12 protein-coding genes are annotated in these 26,613 nt (G+C 65.2%); 5 read left to right on the forward strand and 7 right to left on the reverse strand.

Going from position 1 to position 26,613, the window contains the following annotated elements:
* Positions 1-124: 124 nt before the first annotated feature.
* Positions 125-361 carry a hypothetical protein gene (locus QY325_13455; GenBank protein WKZ65761.1) on the reverse strand — a complete coding sequence of 79 codons (237 nt, stop codon included), beginning with the start codon at positions 359-361 and terminating at the stop codon, positions 125-127.
* A 191-nt stretch (positions 362-552) separates the two neighbouring features.
* Here QY325_13455 and QY325_13460 point away from each other — a divergent pair, with 191 nt between their 5' ends.
* From QY325_13460 to QY325_13480, 5 genes are all read left to right on the forward strand, one after another.
* Positions 553-1,299 (forward strand): response regulator, encoded by a 747-nt coding sequence (locus QY325_13460; protein WKZ65762.1) that lies wholly within the window; start codon positions 553-555, stop codon positions 1,297-1,299.
* 178 nt (positions 1,300-1,477) lie between these two features.
* Complete coding sequence (locus QY325_13465) at positions 1,478-2,092, forward strand: TetR/AcrR family transcriptional regulator (protein WKZ65763.1); 615 nt, start codon at positions 1,478-1,480, stop codon at positions 2,090-2,092.
* Complete coding sequence (locus QY325_13470; GenBank protein ID WKZ65764.1) at positions 2,092-3,420, forward strand: TolC family protein; 1,329 nt, start codon at positions 2,092-2,094, stop codon at positions 3,418-3,420. Before QY325_13465 ends, QY325_13470 begins: the two co-directional genes overlap by 1 nt.
* Before the next feature lie 26 nt (positions 3,421-3,446).
* Entirely contained in the window at positions 3,447-4,604 is a 1,158-nt protein-coding gene (locus QY325_13475) for an efflux RND transporter periplasmic adaptor subunit (GenBank protein ID WKZ65765.1), read from the forward strand.
* A gap of 129 nt (positions 4,605-4,733) precedes the next feature.
* Positions 4,734-8,285, forward strand: coding sequence for an efflux RND transporter permease subunit (locus QY325_13480; GenBank protein WKZ65766.1), 3,552 nt, complete (start codon positions 4,734-4,736; stop codon positions 8,283-8,285).
* A 69-nt stretch (positions 8,286-8,354) separates the two neighbouring features.
* Here the strand turns inward: QY325_13480 and QY325_13485 are convergent, their stop codons facing one another.
* The 6 genes from QY325_13485 to QY325_13510 all read right to left on the reverse strand — a co-directional run bounded on the left by QY325_13485 (position 8,355) and on the right by QY325_13510 (position 26,611).
* Complete coding sequence (locus QY325_13485; protein WKZ65767.1) at positions 8,355-12,488, reverse strand: zinc-dependent metalloprotease family protein; 4,134 nt, start codon at positions 12,486-12,488, stop codon at positions 8,355-8,357.
* Between the two features lie 184 nt (positions 12,489-12,672).
* Positions 12,673-16,698 carry a T9SS type A sorting domain-containing protein gene (locus tag QY325_13490; GenBank protein WKZ65768.1) on the reverse strand — a complete coding sequence of 1,342 codons (4,026 nt, stop codon included), beginning with the start codon at positions 16,696-16,698 and terminating at the stop codon, positions 12,673-12,675.
* 195 nt (positions 16,699-16,893) lie between these two features.
* Positions 16,894-18,471, reverse strand: coding sequence for a PQQ-binding-like beta-propeller repeat protein (locus QY325_13495; protein ID WKZ65769.1), 1,578 nt, complete (start codon positions 18,469-18,471; stop codon positions 16,894-16,896).
* Between the two features lie 92 nt (positions 18,472-18,563).
* The gene (locus QY325_13500; GenBank protein ID WKZ65770.1) at positions 18,564-19,190 is read right to left on the reverse strand and encodes a response regulator transcription factor; all 627 of its coding nucleotides are present in this window, start codon (positions 19,188-19,190) and stop codon (positions 18,564-18,566) included.
* A gap of 3 nt (positions 19,191-19,193) precedes the next feature.
* On the reverse strand, positions 19,194-22,193 hold the full coding sequence (locus QY325_13505; protein WKZ65771.1) for a two-component regulator propeller domain-containing protein: 3,000 nt from the start codon (positions 22,191-22,193) through the stop codon (positions 19,194-19,196).
* Between the two features lie 83 nt (positions 22,194-22,276).
* Entirely contained in the window at positions 22,277-26,611 is a 4,335-nt protein-coding gene (locus QY325_13510; GenBank protein ID WKZ65772.1) for a T9SS type A sorting domain-containing protein, read from the reverse strand.
* Positions 26,612-26,613 lie beyond the last annotated feature (2 nt).

Genomic DNA, 26,613 nt, shown 5'->3' on the forward strand with positions numbered 1-26,613 from the left:
CGATGTTGCCGGCTTGCGACCTTACGCCGTTCCAGGGTGTTAGCAGAAGCAGGAGTAGGAGGGCACGACCGGTCACGCTGCGAAGGTGCGTGGGCCGAGCGGTACCGTCAATAACCCACCGGGGTTAGTGCCACGATCGCCGGCCATGCCATGATGGGGCCGATGGGGCGGCTTGTTCCGGATCGATCACGCACGGCAGGTTGCGGATGGTGCTGCCGTCGTTGAGCGCGATGAAGCAGTCGTTGCGGAAGGTGCGCACCCAGCCGGCCACAGCAAGGGTGGTGCCGGTGAGGGCGATGTCGTCGAGGACGGACTTGATGGGCGTGGGCTGCATGGGGTTGGCCGCGCGCTCAACGCGCATGGCCGGCAAAGATGCTGACGCGCGGGCGACCGGCGAAGGCGGGTCCGCGCTGCCCCGTTGCCACGGGCCTTGTCGAAATCCGTTGCCTTTTGGTCTAATGCCCTTGCGGTTGGCCGGCTGGGGGCGTATCGTTGCGGTGGCTTCCGGTGCAGGCAGGAGCGGCGGCCGCGGTACTTAACCCAGATCACAGCATGCCGGTACGGATCCTGGTGGTGGAGGATGAGGCCATCGTGCGCCGCGACATCGAGCAGACCCTGCGGCAGCTGGGCCATGCGGTGGTAGGCACGGCTGCTGACGGGCAGGGGGCCATTGACCGGGCGGAGGCCGACCGGCCTGACCTGGTGCTCATGGACATCATGCTCAAGGGCGACATGAGCGGCATCGAGGCGGCCATGGTCATCGGCGAGCAGCTGGGGATCCCCGTCATCTTCCTCACGGCCTATAGCGACGAGACGACCATCAGCCGGGCGCGCATCGCCGAGCCCTATGGATATATGGTGAAGCCTTTCAAGGCGGTGGAGGTGCAGGCGAGCATCGAGATGGCCCTCCACAAGCACGCCCACGATGCGGAGCTGCGCCGGGAGCGCGATCAGCTGCACGAGCTGGCCACCCGGGAGGCCGCCGGTCCGCTCTTCCTCAAGCACGGCGGCCGCCAGGTGCGGGTACCGCTTGAGGATGTCTACTACATCTCGGCCCTGAAGGACTACTTCTCGGTGCATGTGAAGGACAAGCGCTACATCGTGCATGGCACCATGAAGAGCATCGAGTCGCGGCTGCCAGCGGACAAGTTCTTGCGGGTGCACCGCAGCTTCATCGTTCGGCTCGACCGCATCGAGGCCATCGAGGCACCCCATGTGATCATGGAGGATGGCAAGGGCTCCATCCCCATCGGCGACTCCTACTACGCCAAGCTCCTGGAGCGGGTGGCGGGCTCCTGAGCCATCGCTCCCGCTCCTGCTGGCGCGCCGGCCCCGCCCCGGAGGCGCTGGCCTGCCTTGGAATGTGATGAGCGGCGGAAACGAATGATGGGGTAAAACGTTTCCATCGTGTTTTGCGGTCTACTTTTGCGCCCGCTTTCGCCGGACCTCCCTTCCGCCGCACCTGCAACCTGAACGCATGGACCCCAAGAAACAGGAGATCCTGGACCAGGCGCTGAAGCTGTTCATGCGCCTGGGAATCAAGAGCCTGACCATGGATGACGTGGCCACGCAGCTGCGCGTGAGCAAGAAGACGCTTTACGGGCACTTCACGGACAAGAACGACCTGGTGGAGCAGGTGGTGACGGCGGTGTGCGGCTTCCATCGCGACACCATCAACGCCATCTGCGCGCGCGGGCTCAACGCCATCGATGAGAACGAGGAGATCACCCGCTTCATCGTGGCGCAGGTGGGCAACATGCACCCCAGCGTGCAGTTCGACCTGCAGAAGTACCACCCCAGGGCCTGGGAGATCATGGAGCAGCGCGAGCAGGAAGACATCCACACCTGCGTGAGCACCAACCTGCGCAAGGGCATCGCCGAAGGGCTATACCGCGAGGACCTCGATGTGGAGGTGATCACGCGCCTCTACATCGCCCGCATCGATTCCACCTGGGACGGCCGGGTGTTCCCCACCGACCGGTTCAACCTGAGCGACGTGCTCTGGAAGCACTTCGAGTATCACATCCGCGGCATCGCCAGCAAGAAGGGCGTAGCCTACCTGGAGAAGAAAGCCAAGAAAGAACGCGCCTGATGAGAACGCCATTGACCACGATCGTGATCGCAGCCGGCCTCGCCGCCAGCGCCCAGGGCCCCGTGCGGCTGAGCCTGCAGCAGGCGCAGGACATGGCCGCGAAGCAGGCCTATGCCGTGCAGGCAAGCGAGCTGGAGGCCGAGAAGGCCCGCCACAAGGTGAAGGAGATCACCGCCATCGGCCTGCCGCAGATCAACGGCGAGGCGCAGCTGCAGAACTTCATCGATGTGCCCACGCAGCTCATCCCGAATTTCTTCGCACCGGGCCAGGGCCCCGATTACATCGCGGCGCAGTTCGGCCTGCCCTGGAATGCCAGCGCGGGCGTCACCCTCTCGCAGCTCATATTCGATGGCAGCTACCTCGTGGGCCTGCAGGCCACCAAGGCGCTGGCGCAGCAGAGCCGCGAGGACCTGGAGAAGGCCCGCGCCGATGCGCGCAACCAGGCGGCCAAGGCCTATTTCGGGGTGCTCGCCGCCGAGGAGGGCGCGCGCCTGGCCGGCGAAGGGATCCCCCTGATCGAGCAGAGCCTGCGCGAGGCACAGGCCATGCTCGACGCCGGCTTCATGGAGAGCACCGATGTGGACCGCCTCACCATCCAGCTGGATCAGACCAAGGCGCAGCAGCGCAGCTTCCAGCAGCAGGCCCAGGTGGCGCGTATGCTCCTGGCCCTCACCCTCGGGGTTCCGCAGGGCACGCCCATCGAGCTCTCCGACGACCTGCGCACCATCGTGAACGACCCGGGTGAATCCGCATTGAGCGAACAGGACTTCAATGCCGGCCAGCACATCGAACTGCAGGGCGCTGAGACGACCATACGCCTGCAGACGCTCAATATGCGCAACGAGCGCGCGAAGGCGCTGCCCAGCCTTGCCGGTTTCCTCAACCACCAGCAGGTGTGGAACGGCCCCGATTTCGACCCCGGAGGCGCCTATCCGTTCTATCCTACCACGCTCTGGGGCATGAAGCTGACCGTACCCATCTTCAGCAGCGGCAACCGCCACCACAAGGTGAAGCAGGCCCAGGTGGCGCTGAAGCAGGTGGAGGTGAACCGCACGGCCACCGAGCAGCGCCTGCTGGCCGAGGTGGAGCGCACCCGCAGCCAGGCCCGCACCGCCTTCGACAACTACCGCGCGGAGGAGCGCAGCCTGCTGCTCTCGCAGAGCATCCTGGACCGCACCAGCATCAAGTTCACCAATGGCGCGGCCAGCAGCTTCGAGCTCACGCAGGAGCGCGCCAACAACCTCATCGCCCAGCAGCAGTATGTGCAGCGCCTGGTGGAGCTGCTCACCGCGCGCGCCGACCTGCGCAAGGCCCTCGACCTCTACTGAACCGGACAATGAACATCCACATGACCATGCGTCGTTCACTCCTCATGCTCCCGCTCGTGGCGCTCATCGCTGCCTGTGGCGGCGGCAACGCCGATGCTGATGCGCGGCTCTCGGCGAAGCGGGCCCAACGAGATTCGCTGAAGGCCGAGCGCGACAAGCTCAACAAGGCCATCGCGGAGATCGATGGCTGGCTGGCGGTCAATGACCCCAGTTTGAAGCGCACCCTCCCCACCGTGACGACCTACGCGCTGCAGGCACGGCCCTTCGCGCACTGGACCGAGGCGCATGGCAGCGTGCGGGCCGATCAGAACGCCTTGGTGTACACCACCGCGGGCGGCGAGGTGCGCCGCATCCTGGTGCAGCAGGGCCAGAGCGTGGCCAAGGGCCAGCTCATCGTGGACATCGACACCGATGCGCTGCGTGAGAGCATCCGCCAGGCCGAGGCGCAGGTGGAGCTTGCGCGCAAGGTGTACGAGAAGCAGGCCGGCCTGTGGCAGCAGAAGATCGGCAGCGAGGTGCAATACCTGCAGGCCAAGGCGAACAAGGATGCGGGCGAGGCGCAGCTCCTCTCCCTGAAGGAGCAGCTGCGCGGCGCCGAGGTGCGCGCCCCCTTCGCCGGCGTGGTGGACGAGATCTTCCCGAACCTGGGCGATATGGCCAACCCCATGCAGCCCGTGGCGCGCGTGGTGGCGCTGGGCAAGGCGAGCATCGAGGTGGACCTCGCCGAGGACCTGCTCACCAAGGTGAAGGCCGGCGATCCGGTGGAGGTGCTGATCCCCGAGACGCGCGAGAAGCTCACGGCCGCCATCGATCAGTGCGGACAGTACATCAACCCCAACAACCGCACCTTCAAGGTCACCCTGCGCTTCAGCGACAATGCCAAGCTGCGCCCCAACCAGCTGGTGAACGTGCGCATCCGCGACCTGGATGAGCCCGCGGCGCTGGTGGTGCCCAGCCGCCTGGTGATGGAGAACAGTGCGGGACAGCCTTACGTGTTCGTGCTCGAGGAGAAGGATGGCCAGGCCCGCACGCGCAAGCAGTTCGTGAAGGTCCTGAGCACACAGGGCGGCGAGCTGCTGCTGCAGCGCGAGGAGAACGGCCTCAAAGGCGGTGAGCTGCTCATCGATCAGGGCGCGCGCCTGGTGGTGGACCAGCAGGAGGTGCAGGTGATGAAGGGCGCATGAGCTTCACCGCAGAGGCACAGGGAACACAGGGAAAGCACAAGAAAGATGACCGCAGCGAGGACAGGCCATGTGCGGAGGGATGGATTCCCTCCGTGCCCTCCGTGCCTCTGTGGTGAAAAGTAGGACCCCATGTCACAGGACAACGGACAACACATCACGGACGACAAGCGCTTCGGCATCGCCTCCTGGGCGGTGGACAACCGCGCCACGGTGATGGTGCTCACCATCCTCATCGCCCTCATCGGCTGGAACGCCTATCAGGGCATGCCCCGGGAGGCCTTCCCCGAGGTGGTGACCCCGGAGATCTTCGTGAGCACCGTGTACCCGGGCAACTCGCCGGAGGACATGGAGAAGCTCATCACCCGTCCGCTCGAGAAGGAGATCAAGACCATCTCCGGGATCGATGAGGTGCTCAGCACCAGCGTTCAGGGCTACAGCACCGTGCACATCAAGTTCGATTTCAACGTGACGCCCACCGAGGCGCTGCGCAAGGTGAAGGACGCGGTGGACAAGGCGAAGTCGGATCCCGATTTCCCCACCGACCTGCCCGCCGACCCGAGCGTGTTCGAGATGAACTTCTCGGAGATGATGCCGGTGATGAACATCAACCTCAGCGGCGACTACAGCCTGGACCAGCTGAACAAATGGGCGGAGCAGCTGGAGGACAAGCTGGAGGACCTGGAAGAGGTGAACAAGGTGGAGATCCGTGGGGTGCCCAAGAAGGAGCTGCGCATCAGCCTGGACCTGCCGAAGATGGAGGCGCGCCAGATCAGCTTCCAGGATGTGGCCGGCGCGGTGCAGAGCGAGAACGTGAGCGTGAGCGGCGGCGAGGTGCTGGTGGATGGCTTGCGCCGCACCGTGAGCGTGAGCGGCGAGTTCACCGACCCCGAGGAGGTGAAGCAGATCATCGTGAAGCAGGAGAACCTCGACATCGTGCGCCTGGGCGAGATCGCCGATGTGGCCTTCACCTACGTGGAGCCCACCAGCTTCGCACGTGAGTTCGGCCAGCCCGTGGTGATGGTGGATGTGATCAAGCGCAGCGGCCGCAACCTGCTGGTGCTGAGCGACAGCGTGAAGGCGCAGCTCTCCCGTTTCCAGCGCGACGTGCTCCCGCGCGACCTCCATGTCACCATCACCGGCGACCTGAGCGACCAGACCCGCACGCAGGTGGACGAGCTGGAGAACTCGATCATCTTCGGCATCCTGCTCGTGGTGGGCGTGCTCATGTTCTTCCTGGGCCTTCGCAACGCCATCTTCGTGGGCATCGCCATCCCCATGAGCATGCTGCTGAGCTTCATCGTGCTCAACAGCATGGGCTATACGCTCAACATGATGGTGCTCTTCAGCCTCGTGCTCGCCCTGGGCATGCTGGTGGACAACGGCATCGTGGTGATCGAGAACACACACCGCCTCATGAGCGAGGGGCAGGATGCCATCCGGGCGGCCAAGAACGGCATCGGGGAGGTGGCCTGGCCCATCATTGCCAGCACGGCCACCACCGTGGCGGTGTTCATCCCGCTCCTGATGTGGCCCGGCATCATGGGCGAGTTCATGAAGTTCCTGCCCATCACCCTCATGGTGGTGCTGGCCAGCTCGCTCTTCGTGGGCCTCATCATCAACCCCATGCTCGCCGCGCGCTACATGAAGGTTGACCAGCCGGGGCCCACGCGCTTCCTCACCTTCAAGGTGGGCGGGTGGATGACCGGCCTTGGCCTCCTATTCAGCCTCACCGGGCATTTCGCCGGCAATACCTTCCTCTTCACCCTGGGCAACCTCGCCTTCGCCTTCGGCCTGTTCGGCTACCTGAACCATTACGTACTGTACCCGGCCAGCGTGCGCTTCCAAACCGTCACCATGCCGCGGCTGGAACAGCGCTACCGCAGCTTCCTCGTGTGGGCCCTCCAAGGCAAGCGGCCGCGCTGGATGTTCCTGGGCACCATCGGGCTGCTCATCTTCTCCTTCGTGCTCACGGGCATCTTCCCGCCCAACACGCTCTTCTTCCCGGTGAACGAGCCGCTCTACGTGAACGTGTTCATCGAGAAGCCCATCGGCACGGACATCACCGAGACCGATGCCACCGCGCGCGAGGTGGAGCGGCGGGTATTCGATGTGCTCTCGCGACCCGAGTACAACGACGAGGTGACCGACACCCTGCCCGACGGCCGGACGGAGAAGCGCTTGCGGAACTTCATGGTGAGCAGCGTGATCGCCCAGGTGGGCGAGGGGACCAGCGACCCCATGGCCGGGCCCAGCTTCGATGCCACGCCCCACAAGGCGCGCGTGCAGGTGAGCTTCGTGAAGTTCGCCGAGCGACGCGACAAGCGCTCGCTCGATGTGATGGAGGAGATCCGCGAGGCGCTGCGCGGCGTGCCGGGTGTGACGGTTGTGGTGGACAAGGATGCCGCCGGCCCGCCGGTGGGCAAGGCCATCAACCTGGAGATCAAGGGCGACGACGTGCTGGCGCTCATCGCCGAGGGCGAGAAAGTGCGCGAGTTCCTCAAGGAGCAGCACATCGACATGGTGGAGGAGCTGAAGCTCGATATCGAGCTGGGCAAGCCCGAGATGCCCATCGCCATCGACCGCGCGAAGGCGCGCCGGTACAACGTGAGCACCTATGCCATCGGCGATGCGCTGCGCACAGCCCTCTACGGCCGCGAGGTGAGCACCTACAAGCAGGGCGAGGATGACTACCCCGTCAATATCCGCCTGAAGGATGAGTACCGCTACGACCCCGAGGTGCTCACCAGCATGCGCGTCACCTTCCGAGATCAGACGAACGGCCAGATCCGGCAGGTGCCGATCAGCGCGCTGGCCACGCCCCGCTACACCAGCACTTACAGCGCCGTGAAGCGCAAGGACCTGAAGCGGATGGTGCAGGTGCAGAGCAACGTCACGGACGAGTTCGCCAAGGAGCAGGTGGTGAAGAACGTGATTGCCGCATTCGAGAGCTACCCCAGGGACCCGCGCTTCACGTATGAGTTCACGGGGGAGCTCGCCGAGCAGGCCAAGCAGATGAGCTTCCTGAGCACCGCGCTGCTGGTCGCCGTGTTCCTGGTGTTCATGATCATCGTGGCCCAGTTCAACAGCGCGGCCATCCCGGCGATCATCGTGAGCAGCGTGGTGTTCTCGTTGATCGGCGTGTTCCTCGGCCTGGTCATCTTCCGCATGGAGTTCGTGATCATGATGACCATGGTGGGCATCATCTCGCTGGCGGGCATCGTGGTGAACAACGCCATCGTGCTGGTGGACTTCATGCTGCTGCTGCAGAGCCGCCGCAAGGCGGAGCTCGGCCTGCGGCCCGATCAGCGCCTGCCCATGCCGGAGGTGCTGACCACCATTGAGGATGCGGGGGCGCGCCGCCTGCGCCCCGTGCTGCTCACGGCCATCACCACGGTGCTGGGCCTTGTGCCGCTCGCCATCGGCCTCAACATCAACTTCTTCACGCTCTTCAGCGAGCTCGACCCGCAGTTCGTGCTCGGGGGCGACAACACCATCTTCTGGGGCCCCATGAGCTGGACGGTGATCTTCGGCCTCGTCTTCGCCACCTTCCTCACCCTGGTGATCGTGCCCATCATGTTCCTGCTGCTCACCAAGGTGCTCTACCGCTGGGTGCCGGTGCGCGACTACACCACAGGACCCAACGGAGGCGCGGTGAAGCCTGTTCAGGCCCTGGCCGAGTGAGGAGGCACCAATGGGAATGGAACGGCCCCGGTCATAGCCGGGGCCGTTCCTCATTCAGAGGCCGATGCGCTACGGCAGCTGCTCCGGCCGCGTGCTGGTGGGCACTGCGCCTCCGATGTTCACCAGGATGGGGTCGCGGTCGTTGCCATCGCCCACGTACTTCACCGTACCATCGAGGTTCACGTCCTCAGTGCGGTAGCCGGTGATGGTGCTGGTGGGCACTGCGCCGCCGATGGCCACCAGGATGGGATCGCGGTCGTTGCCGTTGCCCACGTACTGGAGAAGCCCATCGAAGCTCACATCGCCGGCCCAGAGCACCTGCTTCGGGTAGGCGCCTGCAATGCTCTTGCGGGCGTCGGTGCCGTAGGCCGCCGCCGTGCTCAGGTCAACGCTTGAGGGGGCGGCGTTGAGGGCCACCGGGCCAGCGGTCATCATGCCGAGGTGGTTGCGATGCCGCACGGCCAGGTAGTAGCTGCCCGGTCCGCGCGGGAAGCTCACCGCACTTGCCCCATCGGTGGATACGATATCGCCATCGCGTTGCAGCAAGGCGCTGCGGGTGCTGAGCACATCGGCGGGATCAAGGGGATTGCGCAGCTCCAGCACCACCCAGTCCACGATGGCATTGGAACCGGTCGCTGCCAGCACGGGTGCGGGCACGGATTCGCCGCCACCGCCGTTGTGGGTATAACCGAGCGCGGTGAACGGCTCGGTGAGCGGGAAGGAGGGGAGCGTGCGGAGCTGATCACGCATCTGGCCCGTGGCTGCGTCATAGGGCCCTTCGAGGAAGACCCGCGCGGCCACCTGCACCTCGTTGGAGCCGGTGATCAGGATGTCATCGATGGCCATGTCGCTGGTGGCACCGTTGCCCGTCACGCCGCGGAAGCGTATGCGGATGGCGTTGCCCACCCACGGGTCAAGGGACAACGAGCCCTGTTGCCAGCTGTTGCCCTGGTTGCCGGTGCGGCTCCACGCCGCCTGCGTCCAGGCGTTGCCGTTCCAGACATCCACGGACAGGCTGCCCATTGCCGTGCCCCACATGTGGTACCAGAAACTCAGCTCCGCGCTGGCATAGGGCTCAAGGTCGATGCAAGGGCTGAAGAGCTCTGCGGTGCGGCTGGGGTTGTTGGGGCTGCTGGATTCGGTGAAGATGTAGTTGCCCGTGCCGGAGGTATGATCGCCTGTGGGACCGGTATTGTTGGTCGGGGTGCTGCCCGACTGCAGCGTCCAGTCGAAGAAATCCGTTGCCCCCTGCACCCAGGCGCCCAGGCCGTTGGTGAAATCCTCGCTGTAGGGCAGGGCACCGATGCAGGCAGTCGGCAGGCAGAGGCTGACACTCGCCGTGCTCGTGAAGGAGGAGGCCGCTGCGTAGGGCGCACCGCTGGCGTCGAGCACGGCGACGAAGCCTCTGCCGTACTGGCAGCACAGCCCATCACCGTAGCTGTCGTTCACGATGAGCGTGTAGCAACCTGCAGGCAGGCACAGGTTCACATCAGGCTGCGGGTAGGCGCCAGCGGAGCCCTGATCGGTGTACGGTCCTCCGCTGGCGACAACGTCCCCGGTGCTGTTCTCGAGGCGCCAGGTGGTCTCGGAGCCGTACTGATCCAGCACGATGCGGATGGTCGCTGGCTGGCAATCGCTGGTGGTGTAGGACCAGATGGCCGATGGTGTGCCGAAGCCGCAGGCGTTGCTCGACTGCACGCTCCAATAGTAGGTGGTGAGCGGCTGCGTGGCGACTGCCGTGGAATAGCTGGTTCCCGTGAGCCCGTTGCCGGTCTCCACGATGTTGACCATGCCCGGGTCGGTGGCGATCTGGATGGCATACGAAGTCGCATTCGGATCGGCGTTCCAGGTCAGGGCCGCTCCGCCCGCCACGCCTGAGGCGCCATTGGCGGGCGATGACAGTGAGACCACTCCCGCCGGCGCCAGCACCTGCAGGGTGAGCGCCAGGTTCTTGTTGCCGCTCACGCTGGCGGCGGTGAGCGTGAAGTTGTAGCTGCCGGGCGCCACGTTGCCAGTGCCGCTGATGGTGAGCGTGCTGCTGCCACCGGGCGTGACCGGATTGGGGCTGAATGATGCGTTCAGTCCTGGCGCGAGGCCCGTGGTGCCCAAGGTGACCGCGCTGCTGTAGCCGAGGATGCTGCCTACTTGCACCGTATAAGTGGCGGAGCCCGGCTGGCATGCGATGGCCGAAGGGCTCGTCACGCCCAAGGAATAGTCGGGCGTGGCGGGCACGGTGATGGTGAAGTTCGTGTTGCTGATGTCGTAGAAGATGTTGCCGTTGGCGCGCACCATCACGCGGGCCGTGGTGGTGGCATTGTTAGGCACGGTGATGCTCTGGCTCCCGTCGTTGGGCGTGGCAGTGGCCAGCACGATGGGATACGTGAGCCCGCCGTCGGTGCTGAGCAGGATGTCGACGGCGGCGCAGCTCACGGGGGAGGCCGTGGTGCCGGCCACATCCCAGGTCACGGTCTGCGTGGTGAGCGCCGTCCAGGTCACTGCGGTATTGGGCGCCGTCACCAGGAAGGGGCCCGCCGAGCCGCTCACCGTCACTACCATGTTATCCTGCTTGGCGCAGCCGCCGCCCACGGCGTTGTCGCGCACGGTGAGGCGGAAGTTGTAGGTGCGCGCCACGCTGCTGAGCACCTCCCAGGTGGGCGTGGTGTTGGCGATCACGGCGGGCAGGTTGGGCATGTAGCGCACGGGCGTGCTCTGGGGCAGCAGCGGCACCCATGCGGGCCCCCCGGTGTTGGTGGCCAGCGGTGGCTGCGTGGCCACTGCATTATCCATCTGCTCCCAGCTGTAGGTGAGCACGTTGCCGGGGTTGGCGTCGGTGGCGCTGCCGGTGAGAATGAAGGGCGTGGAACGGGGGATGGCGCGGTCCGGACCGGCGTTCGCCGTTGGTTGGGAGTTCACGATCGCGGTGATCGTGGGGCATCCGCTGCTGGCGCCGGTGGTGATGTTGGCGGCGATCTCCTGCATACTGTATCCGCCGAACATGGCGATGCTGTTGGAGGCCACATCGGGCGAGCAGATGCCGGCGTAGCCCATGATGGTGATGCCGCTGCCCACCTCCACCGCAGCGCTGGAGGCTCGGTTGCAGTTGTTGTTCTGGCTGTGGTTCCCGCCGTACTGGTGGCCCATCTCATGCGCCACGTAGTCGATGTCGAAGGGGTCGTTCACCGGCGCACCCGAGCCGGTGACGCCGCCGGCCTTGTTGCTGGTGCAGGGGCTGTTGAGGTAGGCCACGCCGCCGCCGCCCGTGCTGAACACGTGCCCGATGTCGTAATTGGCCGAGCCGATCACGCTGTTGCACGTGCTGATGTTCTCGCCCAGCATGGTGCCCCCGTTGTTGTTGGTGTAGGGATCGGTGGCGCCATTGAGGTAGATGAGGTTGTCGTTGTTGGCCACCAGCACCATGGTGAGCGTGGCATCGCGCTCGTAGATGCCGTTGACGCGGTTGAGGCTCGTGGCCATGGCCGCCGCCGCGAAGCTCTTGTTATTGTTGGTGGTGTTGCTGCCGTGGAAGTTGGCGTACTCCCCGGTGCAGGCCAGGGCCAGGTCGTAGCGCCGCAGCTGGCAATCGCCCACGCGGTCGGCGCCCATCTGCGCGATCCAAGCACGCGTCTGCTTCTGCGATGCATCGATATCGTTCACCTCCTCGTAGTGACAGGCCTGGAAGCCCTCCGGCAGCACCTTGGTGAAATGGCGCTTGCGATAGCTCTGGTGGTGCATGTCGTTGCCGAATACGAGCGGGTCGATGAACCAGTCATCCCCATCCGGAGGCATCACCATGGCATGGAAACCATGCGGAGTCAGGTCGAGCTTCGCCAGTGCACCATCCTCAACGCCTACGCCGGTGTAGGTGCGGATCATGGGGTAGCGCGCTTGCAGGTCGGGGTGCATCACGGGCGTCTCCACGAAGCGGAAAGCCACGAAGCCGCCCTCCGGGGCGGGAAGCTCTAGGACATGCCCGGAAGCGGCAGCCTCGTGCGCATCGGTCACCGGTGCCTGCCTGAGCAACTGGGCCATGGCGCGCGTATCGAGGACCAGGATCCGGGCCTGGCGGGGATGAATCCGGCGTTCGCCCGCCACCGAGGCGGCGCGGTCCGCAGGGAGGTCCGTCCAAGGCTGGGCCCCTTGGGCAGCGGCCAGCGTCGGGCAGAGCAGTACAGTTGAGAGCAGAAGAACGTAAGGCTTTTTCATGGATTTGCGGCTTCTGATTCCAAGGCAGGTGCTTGCAGACACACCATACTTGGCCGAAGGTTCGGCAATACAAGCCTTTGCCGCAAGGACGAAAGTCACCCTGCGCTGGGATTCGTGCCGGCCTGGTAGCTAGGCAGAAGCCCCTGCGCCATGGGTGCAGGGGCTCCTCGGATCACATGGATGCCTACTTCTGGATCACCAGCCGCTCATTGTAGCTGTCGGCACCTGCGGTGATGCTCACCACATACATGCCGTTGGCGAGTTCGCCGTTCAGTTCCAGCATGGTGTTCACGAAGCCGTCCTGCACGGGGATGGTGCGGGCCGCCACGCGCTTGCCGAACACATCGAAGAGGTCCACGCTCACCGTGTTCACGCCCTGGGCCACCGCGCTCAGGCCCAGCATCAGCTGGTCGCCCTGGTTGGGGTTGGGGTAGAGGCGCAGGGTGCCGGCGGCGGTGCCGGTGCCGGTGGGCTGCCCGGCGAGCGCATTGGTGCAGGTGGTGGTGAGCAGGCACACATCGCCCCAGGGATCGCTGCTGTGGCACCAGGTGGCGCCGCCATCGAAGCTGGCGCGCACGTCCACCTCGTAGGTCTTGCTGCAGGCGAGTCCGTTGGTGTTCACCCAGTACTGCCCGACGGCGCTGTTCTTCACCAGCTCGAAGTTCTCGGCGGGCAGGCGGAAGCGGAACTGGTAGCGGTTGGCGCTCACCCAGTTGCAGTTGGCGTTCATGCGGCGCAGGGGTTTGGCATGCACCAGGCTGGCCTGGCTGGTGCCCACCGGGCGGGTCTGTCCGCAGCTCAGGTATTGGTTGCCGGGGATGTCCATGAGCTTGGTGCGGGGGCATTGCGAAGCGGCGTTGTTCACCACCAGGCGGCAGGCGGGCCCCCAGGGCAGGTAGTTGCCGGCGATGCGTCCGCGGACCTTCACGTTGTAGAGCACGCCCTCCTGGAGCTGGTTTCCGCTCCAGCTGTTGAGCTGGAAGTGGCAGGCGCGGGTGGCGCTGGCGGGCAGGCCGTTGGAAGTGCTGTGGCTCTGGAAGCGCTTGAAGCTGTAGCCGCCGTTGGGGTTGTAGAGCCACATCTGGTAGCCGCTGTTGGCGTTGCTCACGCCGTACTGGGCGCTCACGGCCGGGTTGTCATTGGCCACCACGAACTCGCCGCCGCAGGGGCTGGTCTTCCAGTCCACGCGGTCGCAGCTGGTGAAGATCAGGCGGTCGCTTCCCAGGGGGAGGCAGAAGCCCTCGAGGCCATCGATCTCGCTGTAGACGCCGCTGGTGAATCCGCCGCTGCCGAAGGCATCGGTGAGGTTGTCGATGAGGCGTGCGCCGCTGTTGATCTTCAGCTGGTAGCCGCCGCCGGCGATGCCGTCGCCGCCCTCGTCCATCACGGTGAGGTAGAAGCAGCCATCGGGCAGGCAGGTGGCCTCGCTGTACTGGCTCACATCGGGGTAGATGCCGCCGCCGGCCTGCACCAGGTTGTTGGTGCCCTGCTCGCGCAGCTCCCAGGTGATCAGGCTCACGCCATCGGGCTGCCAGATCAGGTCCAGGTCGGTGGTGCAGGCCTGGCCGGCGCACACGCAGCTGCCGTTGACCACGTCGAGCACCGTGCTCGGGTTGCTGTCGTCGCAGGCGTCGCCGGGATTGCCGTTGGCAAGCGCGGGGCAGGCATCGGCGTCATTGGTGACGTGCCCGGAGGGCTGCTCACAGGCTTCCATCGAAGAGCCGGGGTCACCGAGCCCGTCGCCATCGGTATCGGCGTACCACAGGACGGGAGAGGCGATCGTGAGGTCCGCGCCATTGTCGCTGGCCACCAGCGGCGGGTCGCTGCTCATCACGCGTAACCGGTAGCCGGTGCCGGGCGGTGTGCTTGGTGGAATGGTGCAATTGATGCTGCCGCTTACCATGGCATTCGCACTTCCGATTGCCACGGGATTCGCGAACGAGCCGAATGAATCACTCAGTTCCACTGTGAAGATGTTGCCGAGGTCGAATGCACCCGCTGCGGTATAGGGTACGTTCAGCGGAGTGCCGATGCACAGGTCAGTGGCGACCGATCCAATGGATAGCTCTGCCTCGCTGTAGGCGCGTGCGAAGAGCCCCGGCGTCCGATAGGCGACGACGAGGCGGCCGGTGCTGCTGCGGGCGATCCATCGCCCGGCACCGGAGCTCAGCGGTGTCGTGAAGCCGCTCGGGCCCACCGGCGCCCACTCGGTGCCATTCCAGCGGTCGACATTCGCACGAAAGCCGTTTGCGCCATCGTGGTAGGCCACGATTGGGGCATCGTCAGTATCCAGCACGAGCTGGGGCACTTGCGCGAATGCTGCGGTGAAGCCCGGTGGCCCGATGAGCTCCCACGCTGTTCCGCTCCAGCGCTTCACGGTTGGCCTGCTCCCTGCGCTGGCATCCATGTAGACCACGACCGGGTTGTTCTGGGCGTTGATCGCCACGGAAGGCGATCCGGAGTTCGCCACGGAGATGGGCCCGCCGCCCAGCATGGTCCACCCCGATCCGTTCCACTGCTCCACCACGATGGTGTTCGTGGCTACATCGCGATAGGCCACCGCGGGATCGCCGGCGGCCGTCAAGGCCATGGAGAGGTCGAAGATGGGGCCGCTGGTGAAGCCCGTGCCACCCAGCGCCTCCCATGTGCTGCCGGTCCAGCGCAGCACGGATAAGCGGCCGCCCAGTGCGTCGTCCCTGAAAGCCACCACCGGTCGCGCATCGGGCGTCATGCACAGGGTGGTGTACTGTGCGCTGCCCACCGAAAGGTTGGGGGCGCCCACGGACTCCCAGGCCGCTCCGGTCCAGCGCAGCACCTGCACGCGGTCGCCGGTTGCCGGAAGTCGATAGGCGATAGCCGTTTCACCGTTGGGCGCGATGGCGATGGCGTGGAAGTAGGCGTTCGCAGGCCCCAGCAGCGGATTGCCGAGGAGCACCCAGGCACTGCCGTTCCACCGCTTCACCGTGGTGCGGTTGCCGTTGCCCTGGTCCATGAATATCACCGTGGGGTTCCCGTCCGGACCAACGGCCAGGTCCTGGTAGAAAACGGTGCCGGTCGAGATTGGAAGGTCGCTGTAGGGAATCCAGGCACTGCCGTTCCACCGCTGTGCCACCGCTTTGTTCCCAAAGCCATTGTCCAGATAGCCAATGACGGGGTGGCCGGCTGGCGAAAGACCGGCGCACACGCCACTCACCACGCTGGCGGAGAAGCCCGAAGAGCCGACTCCCAGCCAGGCGGATCCATCCCAGCGTTGCACCGTGATGAGGCTGCCTGTGGATCCATCGGCGAACGCGACTGCAGGCAGATCCAGGTCGTTCAGCACGACGGCCACCTGATCAACGTAGCTAGGGGTGAAGCCCAGCGCGCCCACCGGTGCCCAAGCGGTCCCGTTCCAGCGCTGCACGGATAGTTGGCCGCCAAGGCTGCCATCCCCGTAGCCCACCACCGGTTCGCCTGCACTCGTCAGCGCCATGCTCGGGGGAGATGCGAACGAACCGGTGAAGGCGGGTGCCCCCACCGCCGCCCAAGCGCTGCCGTCCCATCGCCGAACGGAGACCCCGAAGTTGGCCGACGCATCGCGGTACGCCACCACGGGGTCATCTTCCCCATCCAGTTGCAGGCTGGGGTCATAGGCTCCGCCTGCGGTGAATCCGGTGCTCCCCAGCGGTTGCCATGCGGCACCGCTCCAGCGGAGCACGGTTAGCCGGCCCGATGCACTCCAGTCGGTATAGGCCACCACAGGCTGCCCATCCGTGCCTACGGCCAGGCTGGGGCCGGCAATCTGGCCGGCACTGATGCCCAATGCACCGATCACTTGCCAAGCACTGCCATTCCAGCGCTGCACCGTGAGCCGTTGCGAGACGCTGTGGTCCACATACGCCACCACAGGTTGCCCATCGGGCCCCATGTCGATGCTGTGCTCGGAGGCCTGACCAGCTGAAAGCCCCGGAGCGCCCACTGTCTGCCATGCTCCGAGGGCCCATCGCTTCACCGTGGTGCGGTTGCCTTGGCTCGGGTCGCGGAAGGCGATCACCGGATGGCCGTCGGCATCAACCGCCATGCTATGATGATCGGCGGATTCGCGCGTGGGCCAAGTGCTATCGTCCGGACCGAGCGGAGCCCAGGTCTGGGCCTTCGCCAGCGGTGCGATGGAGGGCAGCAGCGAGGCGAGCAGGATGATCCGCAACGGGTTCACAGGAGTCCTGCGCATGGGATGTTGGGCGGTTGGTGGCATGGAGGCGGTCGTGTTCCTGTTTGCATGGGGGGCGCTGGTGTCCTTCCGGCCGGGGCGCTGGCAGTGCCCAACGCACCAAGGGCCACGTGCGCTCCAATGCGCGTCCGCGGGGCGCTGAGGGGTGGCTTCGGCGTCTGCTTACGGCACGAGGGCTCCGCTGCGACAGGCATCTCAATTCGTGCGGTACATCATCACCTTCGGATTGTCGAAGCGGATGAAGCGGTCGCCGGTCATATCGAACCGGGGCCTGTAGCAGCCTTCCAGCTTGCCCATGATGGCGCCCGAGGCGGGGTCGAAGCGGATGAACTCGTTGCGGTCGTCCGGCTTCTTCCCGGTCCAAACGATGAACGCATCGCCGCGCATCTCCGTGAGGAGGCATTGCCCGGTATTGGTGGCGTACTTGAGCTTCAGTCCGGCATCGAGCTGCGCGATCCCCTTGCTGCCCTCGATCATGAAGCTGTCCTCATAGGGGTACAAGGCCTGGGCGGCACCGATGGCCTTGGCGTTGTACTCGCCCTGCTTCTCAACCTTGCCCGTGGCGGCGTCGAACACGTACATGTTCTTGGCGCCGCACGCATAGACGCGTCCGTTCCCGCTGAGGATGTTGCATTCGCTCGCCCTGAAGTTGTCCGGCAGGTCCATGGATTCGGTGCTCCACACGGGCTTGCCGGTGGCCGCATCGTAGGCGCGCAGGCTGGTGCTGCCCTCGAAGGCGTGCTCCACCTTGTAGGTGCCGTCGCCCACGCCGCCGTTCGTGGAGGGGATGAAGCGCTCCACGCGGATGAGCCCGCCGAAACGGGCGATGAGGTTGCCGCCATCCACCACGAGTTCCGATACGATATCGTCCTTCTTCAGCGCATCGGCCTGCCAGATCACGCTGCCGGTGTTCAGGTCGAGCTTCTTGATGGTGCGCTCCCCCTTGCTGAAGTCGCACACGTACACGCCGTCGGCAGCGGGCAAGGGCATGGCGGCGCGGCCGATCTCCTGCCGGGCTGCCAGCCCGATGCTGGTCTGCGTGTTGTCGAACGAGCTGCTCCAGAGCACCCTGCCGGTGGCCAGGTCGATGCAGGTGATGCCCTCGTAGACCACGAAGACCTTGCCCTGGCCGGTGGTCACGTTCAGGATCATGGGGCCGTCGTCCGCCGGCAGCATGTCGTGCACCAAGTGGGCCACCACGCGCCCGGTGAAGGTGGCCGTCCAGCTGTGACCCCCGCTGGCGCGAACGGTCAGCTCCATGTCCTGCCCGCCGATCGCGTTGCGCACCACCCGATCCGCGTAGCTCACGCGGATCGTGGTGCGGCTCGCCTCGTCAAAGCAGTTCACACGGTTGATGCGGCGGCTCACGGCCGCCTTGCGCTTCTGCTCGGGCGCTTCTTTGGTGCGCGCGGCCATCTGCTCGGTGGCCACGGGCTGGCCCGTGGCATAGTCCAGGTGGGTGATCTCCCGCGGCTCGTTCTTGCCCTTCTGGATGATGACCTCGATGGTCTGGCTGTCGTGGTGGGCGATCCAATCCTCGCACTTCTTCACGCCGTGCTTCTCCTTGAAGTTGTAGGTCCACAGCGGCTTCCCGGTACTCCCGTCGAGCATCTCGATCTCCGACATGTCACCGGCCACCACATGGGCCAGGTCGGGCGAAACGGCGTTCCATTCCGGGTTCACCGAGAACTTGGCCTCCCACACCTTGGGGAACTCCTTCTGGGCGAGGAGCAGGCTGGGGAGGAGGACAGGGAGAAGAGCGGTGCAGCGCATGGTTCGGAATGGATATGCAGTGCGGGCAAAGGTTCCCCTGCGTCCGTCCGGAGGCAATACCACATTTGTGCGAGGCCCTCCGGACCCTGCGCTCAGCGCGGATAGAGCTTGTTCAGCGCATCGGTGCGCGAGCTCACCTGCAGCTTCTCGTAGAGGTTGCGGATGTGGGTGCGCACGGTGTCCATGCTCACCTGCAGCCGCGCAGCGATTTCCTTGTAGCGGTAGCCCTGAGCTAGCTGGTCCAGCACTTCCCGCTCCCGGTCCGTGAGGCGCATGATCTCCGGGCTGGGCGACCGCTGACGCTGCAGCGCGTGGATGACCCTGCGTGCGATGCCCGCGCTCATCGGTGAGCCGCCGCCATGCAGGTCCTTCACCGCCGCAATCACCTGCTGGGGGTCGGCATCCTTCACCAGGTAGCCGGTTGCGCCGGCGCAGAGGGCCTCGAAGAGGTGGTCGTCGTCATCCTGCACGGTGCACATCAAGAATTGCGCGGCCGGCCGCTTCGCCTTGGCGCGGCGCACCGCCTCGATGCCGCTGAAGCCCGGCAGGTTGATGTCCATGATGGCCACATCGGGGGCCTCGGCCTCCAGTTGGGCCAGGAAGGACTCGCCGGTTGGGTGCAGGCCCACCACCTGCATCGCCGGATCATCGCCGATGGCATCGGCCATCGCATCGCGCAGGATGGCGTCGTCCTCGATCACGCTCACTCGGATGGGCATGCCTCAAAGGTCGAGGGCCGGGAGCGGTCCTGCAACGCGCACGGATGTCCCGCCATCAACAGCGGCGGCGATGGCGCAGTCCGCACCCAGCTCCGCGGCCCGCTGGCGCATGTTCGCCAGGCCATGCCCGCCCTGCGGGGCCACGCCAGCGTCCAGCCCCTTCCCGTTGTCCGCCAGCTCCAGGGCGAATCCCGTCGCGTCCAGCTCGAAGCGGACGGTGACCCTGCGGGCCCCGCTGTACTTGAACGCGTTGTGCGCGGCTTCCTTGGCGATGAGGAAGAGGTTGCGACGGGCCTGGCTGCCGATGCGGCGTTCGGGCAGTGGATCCGGGAAATCGAACACGCAGTCTGCGCCGGTGGGCTCGAACAGGTCCTGCACGTAGGCCCGCAGCCGCAGCAGCAGCGCTGCCAGGTCGCCATCGCGCGGATCGTTCACCCAGACCACATCGCGCAGGTCCTGCATCAATTCCTGCGAGAGTGCACGCACGCGTTGCACGTCGCCTGCGGCATCCTCGCCTTTGGCGCCCTTGCGCTCGGCGGTGCGAGCAAGGGCGGTGATGCGGGCCAAACCGCTGCCCACATCGTCGTGCAAGTCGTGCGCGATGCGGGCGCGGATGCGCATTTCCTTCAGTTCCTGCTCCGCGCGTTGCTGCCGGCGGCGCACGTGCTGCCGGTAGAGGAGGAAGCCTGCCGCGCCTAGGCCGCCGATCAGCAGTCCTCCCAGCAGCACGAAGAACCCCGGTGATGCCGTGAAGGGCAGGGGGACGGCAATGGCGAGGACTGTGCGCGGTGCGGAAGCGATGCCGTCGCCATTGACGCCGATCACCTCGAGGGTGAAGCGGCCTGCGGGCATGTTCGTGAGCGTAATGGGCCGGTCGGCCGGCTGCTCGGCCCAATCGCTGTAGCCCGTGATGCGCCAGCGGTAATGGTTGCGCTCCGGCGCAGTCATCTCCAGCACGGCAAGGTCGATGAGCAGCTGGTTGCGGCCGAAGGGCAGCACTATGGCCGGTGCATCGCCGAGCGCTGCGGCATCGACCACGGAGTCCTGTGCAACGAGCCCGATGAGCGCCACCAAGGGCGTATCGGGGTCGATGCGAAGCGATGCGGGCCGGAAGTGGTTGAACCCGTTGATGCCACCGAAGTAGAGCCGTCCGCTGGCCGACCGGAGGAAGGCGCCCGAGTTGAATTCGGTGCTTTGCAGGCCGTCCATGGGCCCGAAGGCGGTGAACGCGTCCCTGGCCGGATCGAAGCGGCAGAGGCCCTTGTTCGAGGATATCCACCAAGCGCCATCATCGCCCTGGAGCATGCCATAGAGGAATTGGTCGGGAAGGCCGTCGTGCACCGTCCAGTGGCGTTTGACTGAAAGGTCCTTGCCGCTGAGCAGGTAGAGGCCCTCATTGGTGGTCATCCAGAGGTCCCCTTCGGCGCCTTGCGCAACAGCGGTGAACCGGGTGCTGGAGGGGAAGGGTCCGGCAGGGATCGGGCGGTCATCTTGCCACACTGCGATCGGCATGGTGGATTGGCATGCGAGCAATCGCCCTCGGTGATCGAAGGCGAGGCGCGAGGGGACCGTTTTCACCGCGCTCATCCAGCGCCGTAGGCTGTCGCTGGGCAGGGGCAAGGCCCTGATGCCGTCCGGCCCATGGCGCATGGCGTGCAGACCTTCGCGCGAGATTACCACGGCATCGCCATCCGGGCCGATGGCCAAGGCATTGCCATGGGTGGTGCGGTGCGGAAGCAGCAGTCGGCCGGTTCCGGGTTCCAGAGCGGTCACCGAGTAGATGTCGCGGAGCCACAGTATGCCCTGCGCATCGGTCCAAGGCCCGGAATACTCCGGGTCGGCGAGCGCGGCGCGCGTGGAGTGCGGAAGGTCCAGCGGCTGCAGCGCATCCGTCCGCTCATCGAACAGGGCGAATCCGCCTTGGTAGAGATGGACCAGGACCTGGTGCGCATCCCATTGCGCGAAGCCGCGGACGAACCAGGAGGGCGGCTCCCAGCCCATGCCCTGCCCTGGCATGCACCGGCCGAACCGGATGCGCTGCGGGGCGATCCGGAAGACGCCCTTGCCATCGGTGCCCACCCAGGCATTGCCTTGCCGGTCGAAGGCGATCACCGTGATGTCCAGCGGCCGTTCATGCTCAGGCAGGAGCGGGTACCGCTGCACGATGCGCAGGTCCCGGTCAAGCACGGCCACGCCGGCGCCCGATTGGCTCACCCAGATCCCTCCGTCAGGACCGATAGCGCCGCGCTTCCCCTTCGATGCGCGATCCATCCATGCCTGCGTCTCCGGAGGCAAGGGCCTGCGGCCCTCTTCCGGTGACCATGTCCACGCGCTGAGGTCCGTGAGCATCAGCCAGCGGCTGCCCAGGGGCAGCAATCCCGTGATCTGCTCCTGTCGGGGGTTCGGCAGCCGATCGATGCGCTCCTGGCCGTCGGGCAGCAGGGTGAGCAGGGTGTCGGGCCAGAGCACCTGCGTGATGGTGCCCGAGCCAGGGTCGGCGTGCATGGCGTAGCTGGCAGTGTGCCTCAGCTGCTGCAAGCTGCTGCTGCCCTCCTGCACATGGAGCAGTGTGCGCGTAAGCGGCGAATACAGGAGTGCACCGTCAGCGCGCCGCCAGACCGGCTGCCAGCATCCGTCCTGCTTCTCCGGAAGCGATGTGGCCGCGTGCACAAAGCGGCCAGTGCGGCGGTCCAGCACGTCGAGCCCGGTGCGCGTGCCGATGAGCAGGTGGCGCTCATCCTGCTCCATGATGCCCCAGATGCTGTTGTGCGAAAGGCTCTCTGCAGCGCGGGGATCGTGTTTGTAGCTGATGAAGCGATGACCATCGAAACGCGCCAGGCCATCGCCGGTGCCCAGCCAGATGAAGCCGTCGGCATCTTGAAGCACATGGTTCACCATGCTCTGCGGCAGCCCCTGGTCCACGTCATACCGGGTCACCTCTGTCTGCTGCGCGGTGGCACAGGCAGAGCCGAACATGACGGCGAAAAGGGAGCTGTTGCGCATGCGAAAGGGCAAGGTACCGGAAGGGCCCGAAGCAGGCGCGGCGCCCCAATGGAGCGCCGCGCCTGCTTCATCATGTGATGCCGCTACCTCTGGATCACCAGTCGCTCGGTGTAGCTGTCGGCACCGGCGGTGATGCTCACCATGTAGAGGCCGTTGGCGAGCTCGCCGTTGAGTTCCAGCATGGTGTTCACGAAGCCGTCCTGCACGGGGATGGTGCGGGCCGCCACGCGCTTGCCGAACAGATCGAAGAGGTCCACGCTCACCGTCTGCACGCCCTGGGCCACCGCGCTCAGGCTCAGCATCAGCTGGTCGCCCTGGTTGGGGTTGGGGTAGAGGGCCATGCGCACGTTCTCGACCGCTTCGCCCGAAGCGTTCTCCATGTTCATGGAGGAGCTGCCGCCGATGATGGTGAGGGTGCAGAACTCGCCCCAGGGGTCCACGCTGGGCTGGATAAAGTCCGTGCACCAGGTGGCGCCACCATCGAAGCTGGCACGCACGTCCACCAGGTAGGTGTTGCCGGGCTGCAGCGGGGTGTTGCCCCAGTTGAGCTGGAGGAGGTAGGTGGTGGCGGTGCGGACGGTCACCACGCTCTCATCGGGGAGGCGGAAGCGGAACTGGTAGCGGTTGGCGTTCTGGGTTCCACCGTTGGCGTTCAGGCGGCTCACCGGGCGGGCAGCGATCCAGTTGCCGGCGCCCCAGTTGCGGCTCTGTCCGCAGCTCAGGTACTGGTTGTTGGGGATGTCCATGAGCTTGGTGAGTGGGCACTGGGCGCGCAGGGGGTCGAGCACGAAGCGGCAGGCACGCCCCCAAGGGAGGTAGGTGCCGGCTACGCGGCCGCGGACCTTCACATTGTAGAGGACATTGGGCTGCAGCTGGTTACCGCTCCAGCCGTTCACCTGGAAGTGGCAGGCGCGGGTGGCGTTGGCCGCAAGGCCGTTGGTGGTGTTGTGGCTCTGGAAGCGCTTGAAGCTGTAGCCGCCGTTGGGGTCGAACCACCACATCTGGTAGCCGCTGTTGGCGTTGCTCGCACCGAACTGGGCGGAGACTGCTGCATTGGGGTTGGCCACCACGAACTGGTTCTGGCGCCAGTCGGTCTTGTCGCAGCTGCTCCAGAGCAGCTTGTCCTCGCCCAAGGGCAGGCAGAAGCCCTCGTTAGCGGCGATCTGGCTGACGCCGACGGTCATGTTGCCGGTGTTGTCGATCAGGCGCTCGCCAGTGGCCAGGCGCAGCACGTAGCCGCCGCCGGCGATGCCGTCGCCGCCGTCGTCGGTCACCACCAGGTAGTAGCAGCCGTCGGGCAGGCAGATGTCGAGGGTGTAGGTGCCGGCAGGCGGGTTCACCGCGCCGTTGGCGATGAGCGTACCGGTGCCCTGTGCGCGGACCTCCCATTGCACGCTGCTCACGGCATCATTCACCACTACGAGCTCCACCTCATTGAAGTCGCAGCCGGGGCCCACGGGCGTGCCCACGCAGTTGCAGTTGCCATCGAGCTGGTCGTTGATGGTGCTGGCATTGCCATCGTTGCAGGCCGAGCCGATCTGGCCGGGTACGGTGGGGCAGGTGTCATCCGCATCGCACACGCCGTCGCTGTCGGTGTCCTGGAGGGTGCCGTCGCAGTTGCAGTTGGCGTCGTACACGTCGTTGATGGTGCAGTCGTTGTTGTCGTTGCACGCGGTGCCGGGCTGGGCCGGGCCGCCGGGCACGCCTTCGCAGTCGTCGTTGAGCAGCGTACCGGCGCAGATGCAGTTGGTCACCACATCGTTGACCGTGTTCGCGTTGCCGTCATCGCAGGGGTCGCCGTTCACCAGGTTGGGCAGCAGCGGGCAGGCATCGTTGGCATCGCATACCCCATCGCTGTCGCTGTCCTGGAAGGTGCCTGCGCAGTTGCAGTTGGCGTCGTACACGTCGTTGATGGTGCAGTCGTTGTTGTCGTTGCACGCGGTGCCGGGCTGGGCCGGGCCGCCGGGCACGCCTTCGCAGTCGTCGTTGAGCAGCGTACCGGCGCAGATGCAGTTGATCACCACATCGTTGACCGTGTTCGCGTTGCCGTCATCGCAGGGGTCGCCGTTCACCAGGTTGGGCAGCAGCGGGCAGGCATCGTTGGCATCGCATACCCCATCGCTGTCGCTATCCTGGAAGGTGCCTGCGCAGTTGCAGTTGGCGTCGTACACGTCGTTGATGGTGCAGTCGTTGTTGTCGTTGCACGCGGTGCCGGGCTGGGCCGGGCCGCCGGGCACGCCTTCGCAGTCGTCGTTGAGCAGCGTGCCGGCGCAGATGCAGTTGGTCACCACATCGTTGACTGTGTTCGCGTTGCCGTCATCGCAGGGGTCGCCGTTCACCAGGTTGGGCAGCAGTGGGCAGGCATCGATGCAGTCAGCCGTTCCATCGTTGTCGGTATCCACATCGCTCACGCCGCAGCCGCAGATGCCGGGTGCGATCTTGTTCGGATCATTCGGGCAGCCATCGTTGCAGTCGGCGGTGAGGTCACCATCTGTATCCGTATCAGGCACACCGCAACCGCATTGGCCCGGCGCGATCTTGTTCGGGTCGTTTGGGCAACCATCGAAAAAGTCGCAGGTGCCATCGTTGTCAGCATCCTGGAAGATGTTCGACACCCCGCTGATCGGATCACAACTGTCCAATGTGCAGGGATCCCCGTCATCCGGGTCCACAGGTGTGCCGTCGCAACCACAGTCGGATTGTATCACATCGTTGATGGTGCAGGCGGAGCCGTCATCACACGGCGTTCCAGGTTCCGGTCCACCGGGACACAAGTCGAAGTAGTTGCACGTGCCATCCGCATCGGTATCGTTGCATAGGAATCTGTAGCTGACCCCGCACGAGTTAGCACTGATCGCGCGCAGATAATAGATGCCAGCGGGCAGCCCGACGAAGTTCACCGCACTGTTCGTCGGAACATGATCACCTCCTATGGGGAAGGTGGTCCATGTGACCTGGCCTCCACCGCTATTGTACAGGTCTACCCTAAGACTGCCTGCGGTGGCTGCCTCGGCGAGCAGGCCAAAGGCGATGCTGCCGGCCGCAGGAAGGACTATCTTGTAGAAGTCGTTGTTGTCGCCGTAGTTCGCGAAGTTCAGATGCCCTTCTGCCTGGGATGAATCGGGGTTGAAGACGACAGCGGAAGGGAGGCTGTTGTTGGGCTCCATGTCGTTCCCGAAGACCGGCGCTGTCACCGTATAACTGAGCTGGTAGCTTACGCCGCATGGCCCGTTGCTGAAGACTCTCACATAATAGTCCCCTGCTCCGTAGCAGCTGAACGACCGTGTATGCGAGGCTGGAGTTCCTCCAGTGCCTATCGGGGTCAAGTACCAGTCCGTCTGCGAACCGGTTCCATTGTACACGTCTATCCGGAGATCGCCTGCGGCGAAGGCCTCCGAGTTGGTTGTGATGTTCAGCGTCCCATTGGTCGGTGTCTGGATACGGTAGAAGTCGAAGTTGTCACCGTAGTGGCTGAAGTTCAGATGTCCCTCCGTGATCGATCCATGGGGGAGTATCGGATTGGCGTCAGCCTGGCTGAAGTTATCGTTGTCTTCCAAGTCGTTCGCGAACAAGGGCGGTGTCACCGAATAACTGAGCTGGTAGCTTACGCCGCATGGTGCATTGCTGATGACGCGCAGGTAGTATACTCCGGCTCCATAGCAGTTGTACGACTGTGTATGGGTGGCGGGAGTTCCATCGGTGCCTACGGGGGTCAAATAGAAGTTGGTTTGCACGACGGAACCATTGTAGATATCGATGCGAATGTTGCCGGCTGCGACGGCCTCCGAGGTGGTCGTGATGCTCAGCGTGCCATTGACCGGTGTCTCGATCCGATAGAAGTCAGCGTTGTCGCCATAATGGCTGAAGTTCACATGGCCTTCGGTGATCGCGGCAGGGGCGAGTAGCGGATTGGCGTCCGCCTGCGCGGCATTGTTGTTCGGTTCGATATCATCCGCGAAGAGTGGCGCTGTCAGGGTAAGGGTCAACGCGTAGGTGTAGCACAGACTCGCATTGCCCCTTTGGACCCTGAAGTAGTAGAGTCCCTTGTTCAGGCAGTTCACCGTCGTGTTCACGCTGCTCGGAGCGCCTGCGGGTCCAGTGGCATGGGTGAACCAAGTGATCTGCGAACCACCTGAATTGTAGACATCGATCCGTATGGTCGAACTGCCCGTGCCGGTGTTCTCAGTGTTCGTGTTGATGGTCAATTGTCCATCCGCCATCAGGTTCAGGCTGAAGAAGTCATCGCTGGTACCTGTCACACAGGGCGGTCCGCCCATATCGCCGTTCATAGCCACACCAAGCGAGACGGTGTTGGCGTTGGCGATGTTGTCATTCGGTTCGCTTTCCGTTTGTGCCCAGGTGCACAAGGGCACCATAAGGGCCATCGCGCAGGCAAGCAGTTTGTTCAGTGGTCGCATGG

Source organism: Flavobacteriales bacterium (assembly GCA_030584065.1).
Taxonomy (GTDB): Bacteria; Bacteroidota; Bacteroidia; order Flavobacteriales_F; family PHOS-HE28; genus PHOS-HE28.

What these genes read in the sequence shown, in the direction of transcription:
- QY325_13455 (WKZ65761.1), bottom strand. Translation starts at nt 361, where the DNA reads ATGCGCGTTGAGCGCGCGGCCAACCCCATGCAGCCCACGCCCATCAAG.
- QY325_13460 (WKZ65762.1), top strand. Translation starts at nt 553, where the DNA reads ATGCCGGTACGGATCCTGGTGGTGGAGGATGAGGCCATCGTGCGCCGC.
- QY325_13465 (WKZ65763.1), top strand. Translation starts at nt 1,478, where the DNA reads ATGGACCCCAAGAAACAGGAGATCCTGGACCAGGCGCTGAAGCTGTTC.
- QY325_13470 (WKZ65764.1), top strand. Translation starts at nt 2,092, where the DNA reads ATGAGAACGCCATTGACCACGATCGTGATCGCAGCCGGCCTCGCCGCC.
- QY325_13475 (WKZ65765.1), top strand. Translation starts at nt 3,447, where the DNA reads ATGCGTCGTTCACTCCTCATGCTCCCGCTCGTGGCGCTCATCGCTGCC.
- QY325_13480 (WKZ65766.1), top strand. Translation starts at nt 4,734, where the DNA reads ATGTCACAGGACAACGGACAACACATCACGGACGACAAGCGCTTCGGC.
- QY325_13485 (WKZ65767.1), bottom strand. Translation starts at nt 12,488, where the DNA reads ATGAAAAAGCCTTACGTTCTTCTGCTCTCAACTGTACTGCTCTGCCCG.
- QY325_13490 (WKZ65768.1), bottom strand. Translation starts at nt 16,698, where the DNA reads ATGCGCAGGACTCCTGTGAACCCGTTGCGGATCATCCTGCTCGCCTCG.
- QY325_13495 (WKZ65769.1), bottom strand. Translation starts at nt 18,471, where the DNA reads ATGCGCTGCACCGCTCTTCTCCCTGTCCTCCTCCCCAGCCTGCTCCTC.
- QY325_13500 (WKZ65770.1), bottom strand. Translation starts at nt 19,190, where the DNA reads ATGCCCATCCGAGTGAGCGTGATCGAGGACGACGCCATCCTGCGCGAT.
- QY325_13505 (WKZ65771.1), bottom strand. Translation starts at nt 22,193, where the DNA reads ATGCGCAACAGCTCCCTTTTCGCCGTCATGTTCGGCTCTGCCTGTGCC.
- QY325_13510 (WKZ65772.1), bottom strand. Translation starts at nt 26,611, where the DNA reads ATGCGACCACTGAACAAACTGCTTGCCTGCGCGATGGCCCTTATGGTG.